Below are 16,882 nucleotides of genomic sequence, written 5' to 3'. Positions count from 1 at the left end.
GTGCCGTGTGCCCGTCGGAGATGTGTCATGTGCTTATCAAAATCTATGCGCGTAGGTTACCGTGGCTCCGCCTCGCTCTGGCAAGTCAAGTCGTAGTAATGACAAGGGAGTTGACGTGCGCAAGAATCATGGGACCGATGACGGCCAGGGGGTCCGGCCGCGGATCGAGATGAGCCGGCGCACATTGCTGCGGGGCTCGGTCACCACGCTGGGCCTGGCCGCCGGCGGTGTGCTGTTCTCGGGCAATGCCGCACAGGCGCTGGACATCTACAACCCGTTCAGCGGTTACCAGATCACGGGTACCTGGCAGGACCACCTCAACGACGGCTCGCTGGGCGGACTCGACTACGGGATGGGCGTCGGCACCGCGCTGCCCGCGGCGGGTGCCGGTGTCATCACGAACATCCCGGACAACGGTACCGGTGGGCACACGGTGACCATCACCCACAGCGACGGGTACCGGACGCAGTACATGCACCTGTCCCAGTTCCTGCTGGCCAACGGCACCTCGGTCGGCAAGGGCGGGATCGTCGGGTACTCCGGGGGCGCCGTCGGGGCCCCCGGCTCGGGCAGCTCCACCGGACCGCACGTGCACTGGCACCTGATCACGCCGGGCGGCACCCGGGTCAACCCGCTGGACTACCTGGGCGGCGGCGGTGGTGGTGGGCTGCCGAAGACGTCGACGGAGGAGGACGGTGTTCCCGGTCCGGTGATGTGGCAGCGGACGCAGAACTGGCTGCGGATCGAGTCGGGTTACACCGGCCCGATCGACGGGGTCCCCGGGCCCCACACCTACGCCGCGCTCCAGCAGAACCTGCGTAACTGGGGCTACACCGGACCCATCGACGGGGATCCCGGCACGAATACCTGGGCCGCTCTCCAGCGCCTCGCCGCCCAGAACGGCTACACCGGCCCCATCGACGGCGAGATGGGCCCCAACTCCTGGCGCGGCTTCAGCCACTTCATCAACCAGGACCGCTGGAACTGACCCAGACTCCCGCAGGGCATCCGCAGGTATCCGTGGGCCGAGGATGCCCTGCGGGGCTCGGGGCTCGGGGCTCCGGGCTGGTTAGGCTGCCGGTCATGAACACGGCTTCGACCAGCGGCGGAACCCTTGAGCCAGTCATCCTGGATGCGATGGAGCTGACGTCCGATCCGGACCTCCGGGCCCGCTTCGCGGCATCGGCCCATCGCATCCTGGCGGACCTGGTCCGCGAAGGCGCCGCACTGGGGTGGACCGGTCCCCCCTCGTTCGACGAGGTGTCGGAACTCCTCGACCACGTCTTCGCCGCGGTGCACGCGGCGGACGCCGCCCTGCGTGCCGCGTACCTGGACGGCCGGCTCGTCGGGCTGGGGTACTGGCTGCGCCATACGCGGCCCACTCATCGTCCGCACGCCGATCTCGAGAAGATCGCGGTGGCCGCCTCGGCCCACGGCCGCGGCATCGGCCGGGCACTGACCGCCGAGCTGATCGCGGATGCCGGGCGGGCGGGGATCGAGGTCCTCACGCTGGACGCCCGTGGCGACAACAGCGGTGCCCTGCGCCTCTACCGGTCGCTGGGCTTCACCGAGTACGGGCGGCTGCCCGACTTCGTCGCCGTCGGCGAACGCCGCTACGACAAGGTCTTCTGCATGTTGGACTTCCGCCAGGAGAGGTGACACGGCGCAATGGCGTCAGGTCGTCAGATCGCATGCCGTGGAGACGTTGAAGCGGCCCACTCGCGTTCCGTGGGCCTAGGCTGCCAGCCGGCACCCTCGCCACTATCACCGACCCAGGAGCGCGCAAGATGTTCGACCCCCTCCAGAAGCACCCGTATCCCGACGCGATCCGGCCGGACGAGGCGCCCGCCCCGCACGCGCTGCTCGCACCGCTGACCGGATTCCTGGGCACCTGGACCGGGCGGGGCCGCGGCGAGTATCCGACGCTCGCCGAGGAGTTCCGGTACGCGCAGGAGGTGACCTTCAGTCACGACGGGCGTCCCTTCCTCCACTACGAGACGCGCGCCTGGCTCATCGACGCGGAAGGCACCCCGCTGCGGCCGTCGGCCAGGGAGAGCGGCTGGTGGCGGATGCAGCCGGACGGGCGCGTGGAGGCGCTGATCACCCAGCCCACCGGTATCGCCGAGATCCTGACGGGCCGCGCGGCCGACGGTACGGCCGACCTCGCCACTCATCAGGTCGCGCTCGCCCCCACCGCCAAGGAGGTCAGCGCCACCCGCCGCCGCTACACCCTGACGGACGACGGCACGCTCGAATTCGTCCATGACCTCGCGGCGGTCGGTCTGCCGCTCCAGCACCACCTCTCGGCGCGGCTCCGACGCGAGGGCTGAAGCCGGGGTCGTGCCGGGACGTCTCGCAATCGGGCCCGCGCCTGCCCGCGGACGCGTGGCGTTGCCGTTGTCGGCCGGGCCCTCCTGCCCGAGGCCCTCACGAAGCCAGTCAAAATGTCCTGATTGAGTAATTAATCTGAGTAGTTACTAATAAACCTCAGAGTCCCTTTTCTGTGCCTCAAAAGTTACGAATATTGAGCAAATCGCCCTTTTCGGGCTCAGTGGCCAGCGTCACTCTCCCGGCTCCGGGCGCGGGGCGTCCGGCTTCGGTTCTCTGTTGCGCCAAGAAAGTTGACTTCCTCGTGAAGGTCTGATGGTGGGCGTTTCCTTTAATTGATCTTGCGAATCAATTGAGATCCGGAATTCAGGGCTTGTTTCGCTCGGTGTTTCTCGCTTACGGTCGCCGTCAATCCGGATGGAACGCCGAATCCTGCCGCCGTCCGGTAACCCGACCCACTCACGTACGGCAGGAGCGGGGGACCCAGGTTTGCCGCCGGTCCGGTATCCGGAGCGGCTAGGGGTGAAGTCGCCATCACGTGCGGCCGGACATCTCCAGTCCGAACCCGACAGCTCACCTCGCAGGCGGCGGAGAGGAAATGCGCCATGCCCATCATGGGTAAGCACCGTCGTTCCAAGTCCACCTCCCTGACCCGCGGTTTCATCGCCGTGAGCACGGGCGGAGTCGTTCTCGCGCTCCCCCTGATCGGGGCCGGATCGGCTTCTGCCGCACCGGCACACGCTGTCGTCGCGGAAAGGGCGGCGGCACCGACTTCCGTTGCGGCCAAGGGAATTGCCGTCAACAAGACGGAGTCCACCGTCTATTCCGTGATCTCCGGCGATTCGCTTTCCAAGATCGCCCGGGGACATTCCCTCAGTGGCGGCTGGGAGCGGCTCTACAAGGACAACCGGAGTGTGATCGGTGGAAACCCCGACCTGATTCACCCGGGCCTCAAGCTGACCATCGGCGCCAAGTCCGCGGCCGTCGCGCCCAAGGCGGCCCCCGCCGCCGAATCGAAGGCGAAGCCCGCGACGGAGTCCAAGCCCGCGGCCGACGCCTCGCAGTCGTCCGACCGGGCCGAGGGCACCGACCGCGCCGACCGTTCCCAGCGGACGGTCACGCCCATCGCCGAGGTGACCGACACCGCCGCTCCGGCCCAGGCCGCGACGGCGTACACCGACGACCTCGACGGCTGGATCAAGGAGTCGCTGGCCGTGATGGCCCAGAACGGCATCCCCGGCAGCTACGACGGCATCCACCGCAACGTCATCCGCGAGTCCTCGGGCAACCCGCAGATCGTCAACAACTGGGACTCGAACGCAGCCGCCGGCACCCCGTCCAAGGGCCTCCTCCAGGTGATCCAGCCCACCTTCGAGGCGTACCACGTGGCCGGTACCTCGACGGACATCCTCGACCCCGTCGCCAACATCACCGCAGCGTGCAACTACGCCGCGGCCACGTACGGCTCGATCGACAACGTCTTCGGGGCCTACTGACATACCGCCGCTCCGCCTTCGGGGGGAGCAGGACGCGCAGGGGTGGGAGGGAGCCGAGCGGCTCCCTCCCACCCCTTTTCTCGTGCCGTACAACCCTTACGCCTCATAGGCGGTCGAACGGGGCGCCAGGAAGGAAACGGGCCCTTCCCGGCGTCCCCCCGGACTCGCCCGGTCATCCTTGAACCGAGGAGCCGCTCGTGCGCACCAACCGTTCGGCCGCCATCGCGGCGGCCGCGTTCCTCCTGATGGCAGGGGCCGGCATCGCCGCCCCCTCCGCCTACGCCGGCACACCCGGCGGAACGCGTGCGAACGACCGCAACACCGATTTCAACGGCGACGGGTACGAGGACGTGCTCATCGGCGCGCCCGGCGGAACCGTCGGCGGTAAGAAGGGCGCGGGGTACGTGACCGTGCAGTACGGCGCGAAGACGGGCATCGGGACCTACAACCCCGTTGTGCTCAGCCAGAACACCACCGGGGTGCCGGGGGCCGCCGAGGCGGGAGACGGCTTCGGCAGCACCCTCGCCACCGGCGACCTGGACGGGGACGGCTACGACGACGCGATCGTCGGTCTGCCCGGCGAGGACATCGAGCCGGTGACCGACGCGGGCGGCATCGTCGTGCTGTGGGGATCCCCGAAGGGGCTCTCCGGCGCGGACAGCGACTGGCTGCAGGCCGACCAGCTCGCGGTCGGCGCCCGGTTCGGCAGCGCCCTCGCGGCGGCACACTTCAGCCCCGACATCCCGGGCGACCAGCTGGCCGTGACCGACCGCGACAACCTCGGCCTGTACCAGTACGACGCGGCGCCGCAGCGCACGTCCGCACGGTTGGTACCCGCATCGCGCCACCGCCTGACCCCCGGAACCCCGGGCCGCCCCATCGCGCCCAGGGCCATGACCACGGGCGACTACGACGGCAACGGCCTCGCCGACCTCGTCATCGCCGGAGTGAACACGGGCGAGGAAGCGGGCCACGGCTGGTCGTCGCTGTTCCTCGGCGAGGTCCAGGGACTCCGCTACGAGGGCGATCTGCGCGGCGGCCCGGCCGTCGCGTCCGGTGACATCAACAACGACGGCTACGACGACCTCGTCACCGGGGAGCCGAACAGCCCCGACGACGGCGGCGCCACCATGACCGGCGGAACCGTCGGCGTGTACTACGGCAGCGCCGGCGACGGGCCGGTCGGCGCCGGGGGTCCGGGCACCCCGCCGGTGTGGTGGACCCAGGACACCCCGGGCATCCCCGGCAAGGCCGAGGCCGGCGACGGCTGGGGGAGCGACCTCTCCGTGGCCGACATCAACGCCGACGGATACGCGGACGTGGCGATCGGCGCGCCGGGCGAGGACATCTACGACGTCGCGGACGCCGGCGCCGTGTGGGTGCTGCGCGGCTCGGCCGACGGGCTCACCGCCGCCGACGCGGCCTCCTGGGACCAGAACTCCGGGTTCGTGCTGGGCGTCGCGGAGAAGGGCGACCACTGGGGCGGCCAGGTCCGGCTGAGCGACCCGGACCGGAACGGCCGCCTCGGCCTGCTCGCCGCGGCGCCGGGTGAGGACGCGGGCAACGGCGTCATCTGGGCGTTCCGGGCGGACGCGGGCGGTGTGACGGTCCAAGGAGGGTGGACCTTCGACGGCGGATCCCTCGGCGGCCCGGCGGCCGGCGCCGCGTTCGGGACCGCGATCGACGACTAGGGAGTGGGGGTGGCCGGGCGGAGCCCTCGGGCCTGCCCGGCGGCCCTCCCCAACCGGGTGGGCGATGGCACTATGAACCTTTCATCCCGCGCGCTACCCTCCGCCGCATGATTTCCACGGTGGTCTGGGGTACCGGCAATGTCGGCCGCGCGGCCATCCGCGCCGTCGAGGCCCATCCGGCCCTGAAACTGGCGCACGTGCTTGTTCATGACCCCGGCAAGGTGGGCCGCGACGCGGGCGACCTCGCCGGGACCGGGCGCGATCTGGGCGTCGCGGCGACCGACGACATCGACGCGGTGCTGGCCACCGCTCCCGGCGCGGTCGTGTACGCGGCCTCCGGGGACATCCGCCCCGACGATGCGCTGGCCGACATCACCAGGGCGGTCCGGACGGGCGCCGTGGTCGTCACACCCGCCCTGTACGCGCTCTACGACCGGCGGGGCGCCCCGCCGGAGCTGCGCGAACCGGTCCTGGCCGCCGTCGCCGACGGCGGTGGCTCGCTGTTCGTCTCCGGTGTGGACCCCGGCTGGGGCAACGACGTACTGCCCCTGCTGATCAGCGGACTCGGGACCACGGTCGACGTGATCCGCTGCCAGGAGATCTTCGACTACTCCACCTACGACCAGCCCGACTCGGTCCGCCACCTGATCGGCATGGGACACCCCATGGAGTACGAGCCGCTGATGCTCGCGGCCTCCGTCCCGACGATGGTGTGGGGCGGACAGATACGGCTGATGGCCAGGGCCCTGGGCGTGGAGCTCGACGACATCCGCGAGACCATGGCCCGCCGGCCGCTGGAGACGACGGTGACCACCCGGACGATGGGCGAGTTCGAGGCGGGCACCCAGGGCGCGGTCCGCTTCGAGGTGCAGGGCATCGTCGAGGGCGAGCCCCGCATCGTCATCGAGCACATCACCCGCATCCACCCGTCCTGCGCCCCCGACTGGCCGTCGCCGCCCGACGGCGCCGGTGCCCACCGCGTGATCATCGAGGGCCGTCCGCGCATCGAGGTCACGGTCGAGGCCACCGACGAGGACGAGAACCGCTCGGCCGGCGGCAACGCCACCGCGGTCGGCCGGCTGGTGAACGCCATCGACTGGCTGGTGGACGCGGAACCCGGACTCTACGACGCACTCGACGTCCCCCTGCGCCCCGCAGCCGGCAGACTCGGAAGGAAACAGCCATGATCATCGACATACCCGAGGGTCAGGAACCGATCGGCTACGTATGGGGCGACATGGTCCCGGGCATCGGGATGGCCGCCGCGAACTTCTCCCTGTCGGTGTACGAGCACACCTCGCTGGGCCTGCGTGAGTTCGAGGCCGCCCGGCTGCGGATCGCGCAGATCAACGGGTGCCTGTTCTGCCTCGACTGGCGTACCGAACGGGACGGCGAGAAGGTCGAGGAGGAGTTCGCCGACGCGGTGAACGAGTGGCGCACCGCCGGGGTCTTCGACGACCGGACCCGGCTGGCCGCCGAGTACGCCGAGCGGTACGCCCTGGACCACCACGGTCTGGACGAGGACTTCTGGACCCGGATGACCGCGCACTACAGCCAGCGCGAGATCGTCGAGCTGAGCATGAGCATCGGCTCGTGGCTGGCGTTCGGCCGGCTCAACCACGTACTGGGTCTCGACGCCGTGTGTGTGCTGCCCGGCCACTGACTGCCCGGCCACTGAGCAGCCGGACGCCCCGGACCCGTCGCGTCTGCCCGGGGCGTACCCGGGAGGAGGCTGGTGCGCCGCCTCCTGCCGGCCGGCCCGTTGCTCTGGCCGGTGTCACAGATCGGTGGCGATGATCTTCTCGATGTTCCGTTCGGCGAGTGCCGTGATGGTGACGAACGGGTTGACGCTGGTGTTGCCTGGGATCAGCGAGCCGTCGATCACGTACAGGCCCGTATACCCGTGCAGGCGACCGTAGTTGTCGGTCGCCCGGTCCAGCACCGCACCGCCCAGCGGGTGGTAGGTGAGGTGGTCGCCCCAGATCTTGTACACGCCGAAGAGGTCGGTCCGGTAGATCGTCCCCTCCTTCGCGTTGATCTTGTCGAAGATCGATTTGGCCATGTTGATGGACGGCTGCTTCCACGCGGCCTGCCAGTTCAGGTCGACCTTGCCCGTCGCGGCGTTCCAGGAGAACTGGGCGCGGTTCGGGTTCTTCGTGATCGACAGGTAGAACGAGGCGAACGTCTCGATCCCGGTCGGCAGTGGCGCGACTTCGGCGAACGCGCCACCGGCGTCCCAGTTGTCGATGCCGCCGCAGGGGATGCTCGACTGGACCGCACCGGTCGGGTCCCACAGGTGGTTGGCGCGGCCGCACATGACGTTGCCGTTGTCGCCCCAGCCCCTGCCGATCTCGTCGTTGAGGCCGGGGAGCTTGCCGGTGGCCTTGAACTCGGTCAGCAGCTTGCTCGTGCCGACGCTGCCGGCCGCGAAGAACACCTTGTCCGCGGTCACCGTCTTGGTGGCCTCTGTGCTCCCGTCGGTGCGGAGCTGGTCGATGACGACCGTGTAGCCCCCGGCCGACGCCGGGGACACCGAAGTCACCTTGTGCAGGGGCGAGATGGTGACGTTGCCGGTCGCCATGGCCTGGGAGAGGTAGGTCTTCTGCAGCGACTTCTTGCCGTAGTTGTTGCCGTAGAGGATCTCGCCGTCCAGGGCCGACTTGGGCACGGTGCCGGCGGCCTCCTTCTCCATGTAGTCCCAGTCGTACACGTCGGGCACGAAGACGAACGGGAAGCCGGAGCGCTGGGCCTGCTTACGCCCGACCCTGGCGTACTGGTAGCAGTCGACGCTGTCGAACCAGGCCGGGTCGACGGTCCCGACGCCGAGGCCGGCGTTGGCGCGCGGGTAGTAGGTGGAGTACATCTCGTCGGTGTTGACCGTGGGGAGGATGGCGCCGAAGTTCTCCCGCCGGGGCGTGACGGCCATGCCGCCGTTGACCAGTGAGCCGCCGCCGACGCCGCGCCCCTGGTACACCGTGATGCCGCTGAAGTCCTCGGCGTCCAGGATTCCGGTGTAGCGGGGGATCGAGCGGTCGATGGGGATGCCGAAGAAGTTGCTGAGGGGCTGCTTGGTCTTGGTGCGGAGCCAGTACGAGCGGCCGTCGGGATTCGTGGTGTTGGCGAAGATCTTGCCGTCGGACCCGGGGGTGTCCCAGGACATGCCCATCTCGACCATATGGACGTGGACGCCCGCGCGGGCGAGTCGCAGGGCGGCCACGGAACCGCCGTACCCGGTGCCGATCACCAGGACCGGGACGTGCTCCCCGTTGCCGATAGCGGTGGCCGTGGCGCGGCTCGTCGCCTGGGCGGCGGTGGCGTGACCGGAGAGGGCCGCGGCCCCCAGAATGAAACTTGTTCTAGCGATGAATCTGCGACGCGAGACACCGCTCGACCCCTTGTCCGGTAAGCTTGAGTCCGTCATGTGACGTTCCTCACTCTCGATCGAATGGGAACGAGTTCTACTGGCGCGTGCGCAAGAAGTCACTACATACCTGTGGGTAACTTCTCTGGGCCCCGGGCGCTCGCCGCCCCTCGCGGCCACTTCCGCCCCGGGGTGCGGCACCGGGGTGTCGCATAGATGCTGGGAAGGTCAGCGTTCCATGAGGAGGAGAGTCATGAGCATGCTCGACAAGATCAAGGACCTGATCAAGGGGCACCCGGACCAGGCCCATCAGGGAGTCGAGAAGGGTGGCGACTTCGTCGACAAGAAGACGCACGGCAAGTACAGCGGCCAGGTCGACTCCGCCCAGCAGAAGCTCAATGACCGGCTCGGTGACCACCGGCCGCCCGCCGACGACAGGTAGGGCGTGCCCCCGAAGTTCCGAAGGCCTTCGCATCATCGCAACGGGCCCTCGCCGCAAGCGCAATGGGGCGGCAGCCGCCATCGATGGCGGCTGCCGCCCCATTGCGCTTGCGGCGGCGGTGCCGGAGGTCAGTTGTGGCCGAACTTCCGCTCCCGCCTGTGCGAGACGTGCTCCGAGATCGCCTTCACCCCTTCGGGCTCGGGCGCCGCGCTCGTCTGTTCCTTGGGCTCCGCGGTGGCCGCGGACTGCTCATGGCCGCCGCTGCGGGCGCCACGGTTGTGCCGGCTCTGCTTCTTGCCCATGATCGTGCCTCCTGTGCGGATGTCGGACGATGGGCCGCCTTTCAGACTCGCATACAAGTGTAAAGGGTGCATTTCCGGTCGTAAGGAACTCTCCGTCTGAAGTGCGGAGCACGGCTGCGCAGGGGCATCCTGGGTGAGTGACCTGGTACGGCGCGGCCCGGGGTGCTCCGCTCGGCGAGGGCGGCAGCGTGCCCGAGAGGCTCGAGGGCGGCCGGGCGCCGGACGAACTGTCGCTGGTGCTCGCCCAGGCCGTCGTGAGCGGGGTCGAGGCCGCGAGCGGACAGGCGGGCGGCGTCTATCTGCGCTCCCTCACACCGGGTCTGCTGCGGCTGGCGGTACTGGCGGGGCTGCCCGGACCGCTCTTCCGCCCCTGGTGGCGGATGCATGTGAACCGCCCGTTCCCGGTGGCCGACGCCTTCCGTACCGGCCAGGCGGTGCACCTCGCCGACGCCGAGGAGGGCATGCGCCGCTACCCGCAGCTGATGGCGGGCCTGCCGTTCCCGTTCGGCTCCCTGCACATGCCGGTCTTCAGCGGCGGCAAACCGGTCGGAGTCCTGACGGTGCTCTGCCCGGCGACACCGGGCAAGCCGGTGGGAACCGCGGAACGGCGCAGACTGCGGGGCGTCGCCGAACGGCTCGGCACCGCACTGACGGAGCTGGAGTCCAGCGGCACGAAACCGCGCTGGGACGAGGAACCACTCCCCGTGCAACTGCCTGCCGGCAGCTCGCCGCCCGTACGGATCGGCCGCTTCGACTGGGACCTGGCCACCGGAGCCGTCGGCGCCGACGACGAGCTGTGCGCGATCCTCGGCACCGGACCCGCCGAGTTCCCGGGCACGATCGACGCACTGGCCGCACAACTGGCTCCGGAGGACGTGTACGGGCTGTGGGCCCTGGCCCGCCAGGCGGCGGGGTCGGGCGGGCCCGTCGTGCGCAGGATGCGACTGCGCGGCCCCGACGGCCGCTCGCACCTGCTGGAGGTCTCGGGCCGCCGGGACAGCGCGGCCGGGCCCGGGGCCGGTGCGGCGAGCCATCTGACCGGCTTCCTGGTGGACCTCGGCATCGGCCCGGTCGTCCCCGAGGCGGCCGACCGGCTGCCTCGGGGGATCTTCTCCCTGGACCGCTTCGGCCGGATCACCTACCTCAACGGCCTGGCCGAGGAACTCCTCGGCCACGCCAGGTCCGAGCTGGTCGGGCGGGTGCTCTGGGAGGCCCTTCCATGGTTCGCGAACGCGGCCTACGAGGACCACTACCGGGCCGCGATGATCTCCGACGCCCCGGTCCACTTCCTCGCCCGGCGCACCCCTCCCCCCTGGCTCGCGATCTCCCTGTACCCGGGCCACGAAGGGCTGACGGCCGTACTCACCCCCACGGAGGAACCCTCCTACACACCGGGGTCCGTGACCTCACCCGGGCTGGGCCTCGGTTCCCCCGCGGACCGTTCCGCCGCGCTCTACCGGCCGGTCGCGCTGGCGATCGCGCTGACCGAGGCGGTGACGGCCCGGCAGGTGTCCGCCGTGGTCACCGAGGAACTGCTGCCCGCCTTCGGCGGCAGACAGCTCGCGATCTACCTGCTCAAGGAGGGCCGCCTCTACCTGGAGTGGGAGACCGGCTTCCCCAAGGGCTTCCTGGACGGGTTCGACGGTGTCGGCCTGGACGCCCGCATCCCCGGCGTGGAGACACTCACCTCCGGCCGCCCCATCTTCTTCGAGTCCATGCAGCATCTGGGCGCCGCCTACCCCGGCATCCCCATGGACGCCGATGTCGGCGCCCGCGCCTTCCTGCCGCTGATCGCCTCCGGGCAGCACGTCGGCTCGTGCATCCTCGGCTTCGACCAGCCGCGCGGCTTCAGCCCCGAGGAGCGCACGATCCTGACCGCGCTGGCCGGCCTCATCGCCCAGGCGCTGCAACGGGCCCAGCGGTACGACACGGAGGCCGCCCTCGCCCGCGGGCTCCAGGACGTCCTGCTGCCGCACCGGCTGCCCGTCATCGACGGCGTCGACACCGCCGGCCGCTACCTCGCGGGCACCCAGGGCATGGACGTCGGCGGCGACTGGTACGACGTCATCGAGACGGGGGAGAGGCTGGCGCTGGTCATCGGGGACGTCCAGGGACACGGTGTCGCGGCCGCCGCGACCATGGGTCAACTGCGCAGCGCCGTAAGGGCCTTCGCGCTCAGCGGACACGACCCGCAGGAGGTGGTGAGCGGTACCAACCGGCTCCTCATCGACCTCGACCCCGGCCAGTTCGCCAGCTGCTGCTACGTCGTCCTGGACCCGGCCACCGGTATCGCGCACGCCGTACGGGCCGGACACCCCCAGCCCGTAGTGCGCCACCCCGACGGCACGGCCGTGGTCCTGGACCTGTCGGGCGGAGTCGTGCTCGGTGTCGACCCCGACGCGTCCTACCCCGTCAGCGAACTGCGCCTGGCCCCCGGCGCGATGCTCGCCCTGTACACCGACGGCATGGTCGAGCAGTCGGGCACGGACATCGACGTGGGCATCGAGCGGCTGCGCCGCACGATCGCCGACTTCGGCCCGGCCCCGCTGGCCGATACGGCGGACCACGTGATCGGGCGGGCCAGACAGGCACCGGACCGGCCCGACGACATCGCCCTGCTGCTCGCCGCCCGCTGGAACGACACGGACGGCGAGGCGGCTCGTACCCCGTGAACGGTTCAGGCGCTGTCGGTGACCGACGGCGTCCCCGCCGGGAACCCGGCCTCCTCCGCGGCCGGTTCGGGCCTGGGCCTGCCCGGCAGCAGCAGACCCGCGGCGAAGACCACGACGGACGTGGCGACCGGCCACCAGAAGGCATGGGCGTACGAGTCGGCGGCGGGCGTCGCGTGGGAGCCGCCGTCCTGCAGGATCAGCGCGACGACCGCGATCCCGAGCGAGGCCCCGATCTGGTTGAGGACGAAGACCGCACCGGTGGCGCCCGCGACCGCCTCGCCCGGCACTGTCCGGTAGACCGAGCCCATCGTCGGCGCGCCCACCAGTCCCATGCCGAAGCCCGCGGCGAACTGCGCCGCGGTCAGGGCGATCTGGGGGGTGTCCGGGCCGGATCCGGTGAAGACGAGGGCACCGGCCCCGATGAGCAGGGCGCCGGTGGGCACCAGCCGCCGGGCGCCGGCCCGGTCCGCGAGGTTGCCCGCGACCGGCATGCCGATCAGGGTGCCGAGGCCCAGCGGGGCGAGCAGCAGACCGGATTCGAGCACGCTGTGACCGTGGACCCGCTGGTAGTACAGCGGCAGCAGGAAGAGCAGGGAGAAGAGGCCGCCGCCCAGCAGGAACATGGTGGTCACGCTCGCGCCGAAGCCCTTGTTCGCGAACAGCCTCAGATCGAGCAGCGGGGTCGCGGTGGTGCGGAGCGCGTGCACGGCGTACGCGGCGAACAGGACGATGCCGACAGCCAGTCCGATGAGCACCTTGGTGCTGCCGAAGCCGTCGCCGCCGGCCTGGGACAGTGCGTAGACGAGTGCGGCGAAGCCGGGGGAGAGCAGGGCGACGCCCAGGGCGTCGAGCGGGACGCGGTCGCCGCTCGAGGGCGCGTCGGCCGGCAGCACCCGTAACGCCAGCGCGATCGCGGCGAGCGCGAACGGGATGTTGACCAGGAACATCCACTCCCAGGAGAAGCTGTCCAGCAGCAGTCCGCCGACGACGGGGCCGATCACCGGGCCGAGCGTGATCGGCACGGAGACCAGACCCATGACCCGGCCGATCCTGGCGGGCCCGGCGGCGCCCGCGACGACGGTCATCATGATCGGGTCGACCATGCCGCCGCCCAGGCCCTGGACGACGCGGAAGGCGATGAGGCTCTCCGCGTTCCAGGCGAAGGCGCAGAGCGTCGAACCGATCAGGAAGACCGAGAGGCCCAGCAGCCACATGCGCTTGGCGCCGAAGCGGACCACGGCCCAGCCCGCCACCGGGATCGCCAGGGCGACCGCGAGCAGATAGCCGGTGGTGACCCACTCGATGGTGGCCAGCGTCGCGTGGAACTCGCCGCCCAGCGTGCTGATCCCGACGTTGACGATCGTCGCGTCCAGGTACGACATCATCCCGCCCAGCACCATGACGCCGACGAGCGTGAGCAGGGCGGCATCGAGCCGGGCAGGCCCGTTCCCCACCGCCTTTGTTACAGGCACGGCAACTCCTTTTAACCACTCAACCCAGTTGACTTTACTGGGTAGTTAAATTTGGTGGCTGGCACGGTAGCATGGCCGCATGAGCGCTGGCGAGAACGGACAGACGGCCGGGGGCCCGGTGGACCGAGGGCGGCTGGACAAGCGCCGGGCGATCGTGGAGGCGGCTCTGCGGGTCTTCGCGCAGGTCGGATACGCACAGGCGAGCCTGGACGTGATCGCCGCGGAGGCAGGGGTGTCCAAGCCGACGATCTACAACCATCTGGGATCGAAGGAGAAACTGTTCCGCTATGTGATGACGGAGACCGCCGCCCGGTCGAACGCCAAGACGCTCGACGTGCTCACCGCTTTCCCGGCCGACCCGGACCAGCTGCGGCCGGGTCTCGAGGACCTCGCGCGCAAGCTCGTCGACTGCTACTGCGACGAGCAGTCGGAATCCGTGCGCCGGCTGCTGTACGCGGAGGCCGTGCGCTTCCCGGATCTCTTCGACGCGGTGCGGGCCAGCGGGCCCAACCAGTTCACCGAGGCACTCGCGGGCCGGCTCGCCCGCCTCGCGAACGCCGGGCACCTGCGGATCGAGGACCCGGTCAGGGCGGCCAACCAGTTCATCGCGCTGGTCTACGAGGAGCTGCCGGGGATGAGTGCCCTCGGCACCAGGCCCCTGGACCCGGTGGATGTGGAGAAGGTCGTCAGCGCGGGCGTCGACACCTTCCTGCGCGCCTTCGGTACGCGGCCCGCCACCGCCGGCCCCGGGCGGGCGGCGGCGGAGGGTTCCGGCGACGTCAGCGGCTGAGCCGCGCGCCCGGCCGGCTCAGCGCCTGCGGGCGTTCGGGGCCGGAACGAGGCGTACCGCGGTGTTGAGGACATGGTCGATCACATCGCGCGAGGGGGTGTCCGTCAGATTGCTGAGCAGCCGGGCCAGCGTGTTGAGGAGGAACGGCGAGCCCATCACGTACCGGTTCAGGACGGGCTGGAACCCGGACCGGCTGAAGACGAGATCGGCGGCCGTGTTGCCGAGCCGGTAGTAGCGCCCCCAGCGCCGGTTCATCTCGACCGGGTAGTGGTGCAGCGCCCGCTCCCGCCGCGGGCCCGGGGGCATCGCCAGGGCCAGCGCGGCGCTCTCGGCCGCGACCTCCCCGGCCTCCAGCGCCTGGCCGATGCCCTCACCGTTCCACGGACTGATCATGCCTCCGGAGTCGCCGACCAGGAGGAGGCCCCGGGTGTACAGCGGATGGCGGTTGAGGCCCAGCGGCAGCGCGGCGCTGCGGACGGGCCCCTCGGCGTTCTCCTCGCGGAGCCCCCACTCGTGCGGTGTACGGGCCAGCCACTGGTCCAGGGTGGCCCGCAGGTCGGGCTTGCCGTGGCGGCGGTGGGGGATCGCGCCGAGTCCCACGTTGACGCGGCCGTCCCCCATCGGGAAGATCCAGCCGTACCCCGGCAGGAAGCGGTCGCTCCTGGGGAAGCGCAGGTCGGCCCAGAGCTCCAGGAACTCCTCCCGGGAACGCTCGGGGCTGCGGTAGTAGCGGCGGGCCGCCGTCGCGATCTGGCGCTTCGTGTCCCGCTGCAGCCCCATCGCGAGGGCCAGCCGGGCGGAGGCGCCGTCGGCGGCGATCACGACCGGCGCCCGGTGCACCACCGGTTCCGCCGCCCCGGACACCGCGCTCACGCCGGTGATCCGTCCGGCCCGGTCGGTCACCGGCTCCGTCACCTTCACACCGGTGCGCAGCCGGGCCCCGGCGGCAACGGCGTGGCGGGCCAGGATGTCGTCGAAGTCGTGGCGGCTGCGGGTCAGTCCGAAGTCCGGGAAGCCGCCCAGCGCGGGCCAGTCGATCTGCACCTGCCGGTCGCCGGTCACCCAGCGCATCCCGCGCGACCGCGTCCAGCCCGGTGCGTCGATGTCGACGCCCATCCGGATGAGCTGGTGCACCGCACGAGGTGTCAGACCGTCCCCGCACACCTTCTCCCGGGGGAAGCCCGACTTCTCCAGCAGCAGCACGTCGACACCCGCTCGGGCGAGGTGGAAGGCCGCGGACGAACCGGCCGGTCCCGCCCCCACCACGATCACCTGGGCCTCCTCGGACCGGCCGTGGGGCTCCTCGTCCGGCGGGGACTGTTCTGCGTGCGCTTCCCGCATCGGGAGCCCTTTCCTGGGACGGCCGGAGCCGCCAGGGGAAGGCGGCCGTATACACCGACATCCTGCCGCTTCACGCCGCTCAGCGGCAGGGCGATCATGAGTGCGAGGTGGGTGGGCCTCCGGTTCCTCCGGCGCGGCCGCCGCAACGCGGATCGGGGCCGCACGGAGTGCGGCCCCGAGGGAGACGGAGGACGACGACGGAGTCAGTACGGCAGCGGACGCCCGGACGGAGTGCGCAGATCGAGCGGCGGCGGCCGTGACGGAAGCTGGGGACGTCTGACAACCCTGATGCGGCCCACTGCCACCACCTCCTGTCGGTCACCCGACCTATGCCCGGCGCCACGCCGTTCACACCCCCGCGGGCCGGTGATCGCGTTCCGTGACCGCTTCCGGCCCACGGGACGGCCCTCAGCGCGACGGCCCGTGGCCCGCGTCGGCGAGCAGCCGCTCGATCCGGTCGAAGCGCTCGTGCAGGACCTGAGCGGTCTCCTCCCGGACATGGCGCGCGGTCTGCTCCGCCTCGGCGAGCCGGTGACGGCGTTTCTGCTCGTGCCCCACGAACCAGGTGGCGAGGGCCGCCGTGACCATCCCGTACGTGGTGATGCCGGCGCCCATCACCACGACGGCCACGATCCGGCCCCACAGGGTCAACGGGTAGAAGTCGCCGTACCCGACGGTCGTCGCGGTCTCCGCCGACCACCACAGCGCCCGGGGATAGCTGGTGATGGTGGCGTTTCCGGCGTGCTGTTCCGCCATGAGCACCGCCCAGGAGCCGACGAGCAGTGTCAGGGCGAGGATCACCGTCGCCCAGCCCACCGCCCTGAGATGGAGCGAACGGCCCTCCCGGCCGAGCAGCAGCTCGACCGCCTTGGTCAGGAACACAGGCACCATCTCCGGATCATGCCCGGCGGCCGCAGGCACCGGGGGACGGGCGCGCACGGCGGGATCCGCATCACCCGATCGGAACATCCGCCGGCCCGGAACACC

At 70.8% G+C, this 16,882-nt stretch carries 15 protein-coding genes and 1 riboswitch; of the genes, 10 read left to right on the top strand and 5 right to left on the bottom strand.

The features are described 5' to 3' along the window. Nucleotides 1-115 precede the first annotated feature (115 nt). The 7 genes from ACIQM0_RS09765 (at nt 116) to ACIQM0_RS09735 (ending at nt 7,178) form a co-directional block, all read left to right on the top strand. Entirely contained in the window at nt 116-988 is an 873-nt protein-coding gene (locus ACIQM0_RS09765; RefSeq protein WP_401285292.1) for a peptidoglycan DD-metalloendopeptidase family protein, read from the top strand. Nucleotides 989-1,083: 95 nt separating this feature from the next. Next, nucleotides 1,084-1,659 (top strand): GNAT family N-acetyltransferase, encoded by a 576-nt coding sequence (locus ACIQM0_RS09760; protein ID WP_401285289.1) that lies wholly within the window; start codon nt 1,084-1,086, stop codon nt 1,657-1,659. Between the two features lie 128 nt (nt 1,660-1,787). Further along, entirely contained in the window at nt 1,788-2,330 is a 543-nt protein-coding gene (locus ACIQM0_RS09755) for an FABP family protein (protein ID WP_401285286.1), read from the top strand. Between the two features lie 411 nt (nt 2,331-2,741). After that, nucleotides 2,742-2,928: riboswitch (cyclic di-AMP (ydaO/yuaA leader) on the top strand. A 5-nt stretch (nt 2,929-2,933) separates the two neighbouring features. Next, the gene (locus ACIQM0_RS09750) at nt 2,934-3,824 is read left to right on the top strand and encodes a transglycosylase SLT domain-containing protein (protein WP_401285283.1); all 891 of its coding nucleotides are present in this window, start codon (nt 2,934-2,936) and stop codon (nt 3,822-3,824) included. A gap of 197 nt (nt 3,825-4,021) precedes the next feature. After that, nucleotides 4,022-5,515, top strand: a complete 1,494-nt coding sequence (locus ACIQM0_RS09745) for an esterase (protein WP_401285280.1) — start codon at nt 4,022-4,024, stop codon at nt 5,513-5,515. Between the two features lie 107 nt (nt 5,516-5,622). After that, complete coding sequence (locus ACIQM0_RS09740) at nt 5,623-6,702, top strand: dihydrodipicolinate reductase (RefSeq protein ID WP_401285277.1); 1,080 nt, start codon at nt 5,623-5,625, stop codon at nt 6,700-6,702. Beyond that, on the top strand, nt 6,699-7,178 hold the full coding sequence (locus ACIQM0_RS09735; RefSeq protein WP_401285274.1) for a carboxymuconolactone decarboxylase family protein: 480 nt from the start codon (nt 6,699-6,701) through the stop codon (nt 7,176-7,178). Before ACIQM0_RS09740 ends, ACIQM0_RS09735 begins: the two co-directional genes overlap by 4 nt. A 114-nt stretch (nt 7,179-7,292) precedes the next feature. Here ACIQM0_RS09735 and ACIQM0_RS09730 read toward each other — a convergent pair whose 3' ends face one another. Continuing rightward, nucleotides 7,293-8,936 (bottom strand): GMC oxidoreductase, encoded by a 1,644-nt coding sequence (locus tag ACIQM0_RS09730; protein WP_401285271.1) that lies wholly within the window; start codon nt 8,934-8,936, stop codon nt 7,293-7,295. Nucleotides 8,937-9,129: 193 nt separating this feature from the next. Here ACIQM0_RS09730 and ACIQM0_RS09725 point away from each other — a divergent pair, with 193 nt between their 5' ends. Continuing rightward, nucleotides 9,130-9,318, top strand: a complete 189-nt coding sequence (locus ACIQM0_RS09725; RefSeq protein ID WP_363031512.1) for an antitoxin — start codon at nt 9,130-9,132, stop codon at nt 9,316-9,318. 128 nt (nt 9,319-9,446) lie between these two features. Here the strand turns inward: ACIQM0_RS09725 and ACIQM0_RS09720 are convergent, their stop codons facing one another. Continuing rightward, nucleotides 9,447-9,620 (bottom strand): hypothetical protein, encoded by a 174-nt coding sequence (locus ACIQM0_RS09720; RefSeq protein ID WP_385035869.1) that lies wholly within the window; start codon nt 9,618-9,620, stop codon nt 9,447-9,449. Between the two features lie 137 nt (nt 9,621-9,757). On the opposite strand from ACIQM0_RS09720, the gene ACIQM0_RS09715 reads away from it, so the two are divergent. Beyond that, a complete protein-coding gene (locus tag ACIQM0_RS09715) occupies nt 9,758-12,292 on the top strand; it encodes a SpoIIE family protein phosphatase (RefSeq protein ID WP_401285267.1) in 2,535 nt (844 codons plus the stop codon). Between the two features lie 5 nt (nt 12,293-12,297). Here ACIQM0_RS09715 and ACIQM0_RS09710 read toward each other — a convergent pair whose 3' ends face one another. Further along, entirely contained in the window at nt 12,298-13,764 is a 1,467-nt protein-coding gene (locus tag ACIQM0_RS09710; protein ID WP_401285264.1) for a DHA2 family efflux MFS transporter permease subunit, read from the bottom strand. Nucleotides 13,765-13,843: 79 nt separating this feature from the next. Here ACIQM0_RS09710 and ACIQM0_RS09705 point away from each other — a divergent pair, with 79 nt between their 5' ends. Beyond that, entirely contained in the window at nt 13,844-14,554 is a 711-nt protein-coding gene (locus tag ACIQM0_RS09705) for a TetR/AcrR family transcriptional regulator (protein WP_401285261.1), read from the top strand. 18 nt (nt 14,555-14,572) lie between these two features. Here ACIQM0_RS09705 and ACIQM0_RS09700 read toward each other — a convergent pair whose 3' ends face one another. Both ACIQM0_RS09700 and ACIQM0_RS09695 read right to left on the bottom strand, forming a co-directional pair. Continuing rightward, nucleotides 14,573-15,895: a geranylgeranyl reductase family protein gene (locus tag ACIQM0_RS09700; protein ID WP_401285258.1), complete on the bottom strand. Its 1,323-nt coding sequence runs from the start codon at nt 15,893-15,895 to the stop codon at nt 14,573-14,575. Nucleotides 15,896-16,303: 408 nt separating this feature from the next. Continuing rightward, a complete protein-coding gene (locus ACIQM0_RS09695; protein ID WP_401285255.1) occupies nt 16,304-16,786 on the bottom strand; it encodes a potassium channel family protein in 483 nt (160 codons plus the stop codon). Nucleotides 16,787-16,882: the final 96 nt, after the last annotated feature.

This window comes from Streptomyces sp. NPDC091387 (assembly GCF_044756945.1).
In the GTDB taxonomy this organism is placed as follows: domain Bacteria; phylum Actinomycetota; class Actinomycetes; order Streptomycetales; family Streptomycetaceae; genus Streptomyces.
This window is presented reverse-complemented; position numbering and strand designations above follow the sequence as displayed.

Coding starts and splice junctions, on each gene's coding strand:
- ACIQM0_RS09760 (WP_401285289.1), top strand. CDS start 1,084: ATGAACACGGCTTCGACCAGCGGCGGAACCCTTGAGCCAGTCATCCTG.
- ACIQM0_RS09755 (WP_401285286.1), top strand. CDS start 1,788: ATGTTCGACCCCCTCCAGAAGCACCCGTATCCCGACGCGATCCGGCCG.
- ACIQM0_RS09750 (WP_401285283.1), top strand. CDS start 2,934: ATGCCCATCATGGGTAAGCACCGTCGTTCCAAGTCCACCTCCCTGACC.
- ACIQM0_RS09740 (WP_401285277.1), top strand. CDS start 5,623: ATGATTTCCACGGTGGTCTGGGGTACCGGCAATGTCGGCCGCGCGGCC.
- ACIQM0_RS09735 (WP_401285274.1), top strand. CDS start 6,699: ATGATCATCGACATACCCGAGGGTCAGGAACCGATCGGCTACGTATGG.
- ACIQM0_RS09730 (WP_401285271.1), bottom strand. CDS start 8,936: ATGACGGACTCAAGCTTACCGGACAAGGGGTCGAGCGGTGTCTCGCGT.
- ACIQM0_RS09725 (WP_363031512.1), top strand. CDS start 9,130: ATGAGCATGCTCGACAAGATCAAGGACCTGATCAAGGGGCACCCGGAC.
- ACIQM0_RS09720 (WP_385035869.1), bottom strand. CDS start 9,620: ATGGGCAAGAAGCAGAGCCGGCACAACCGTGGCGCCCGCAGCGGCGGC.
- ACIQM0_RS09705 (WP_401285261.1), top strand. CDS start 13,844: ATGAGCGCTGGCGAGAACGGACAGACGGCCGGGGGCCCGGTGGACCGA.
- ACIQM0_RS09700 (WP_401285258.1), bottom strand. CDS start 15,895: ATGCGGGAAGCGCACGCAGAACAGTCCCCGCCGGACGAGGAGCCCCAC.
- ACIQM0_RS09695 (WP_401285255.1), bottom strand. CDS start 16,786: ATGGTGCCTGTGTTCCTGACCAAGGCGGTCGAGCTGCTGCTCGGCCGG.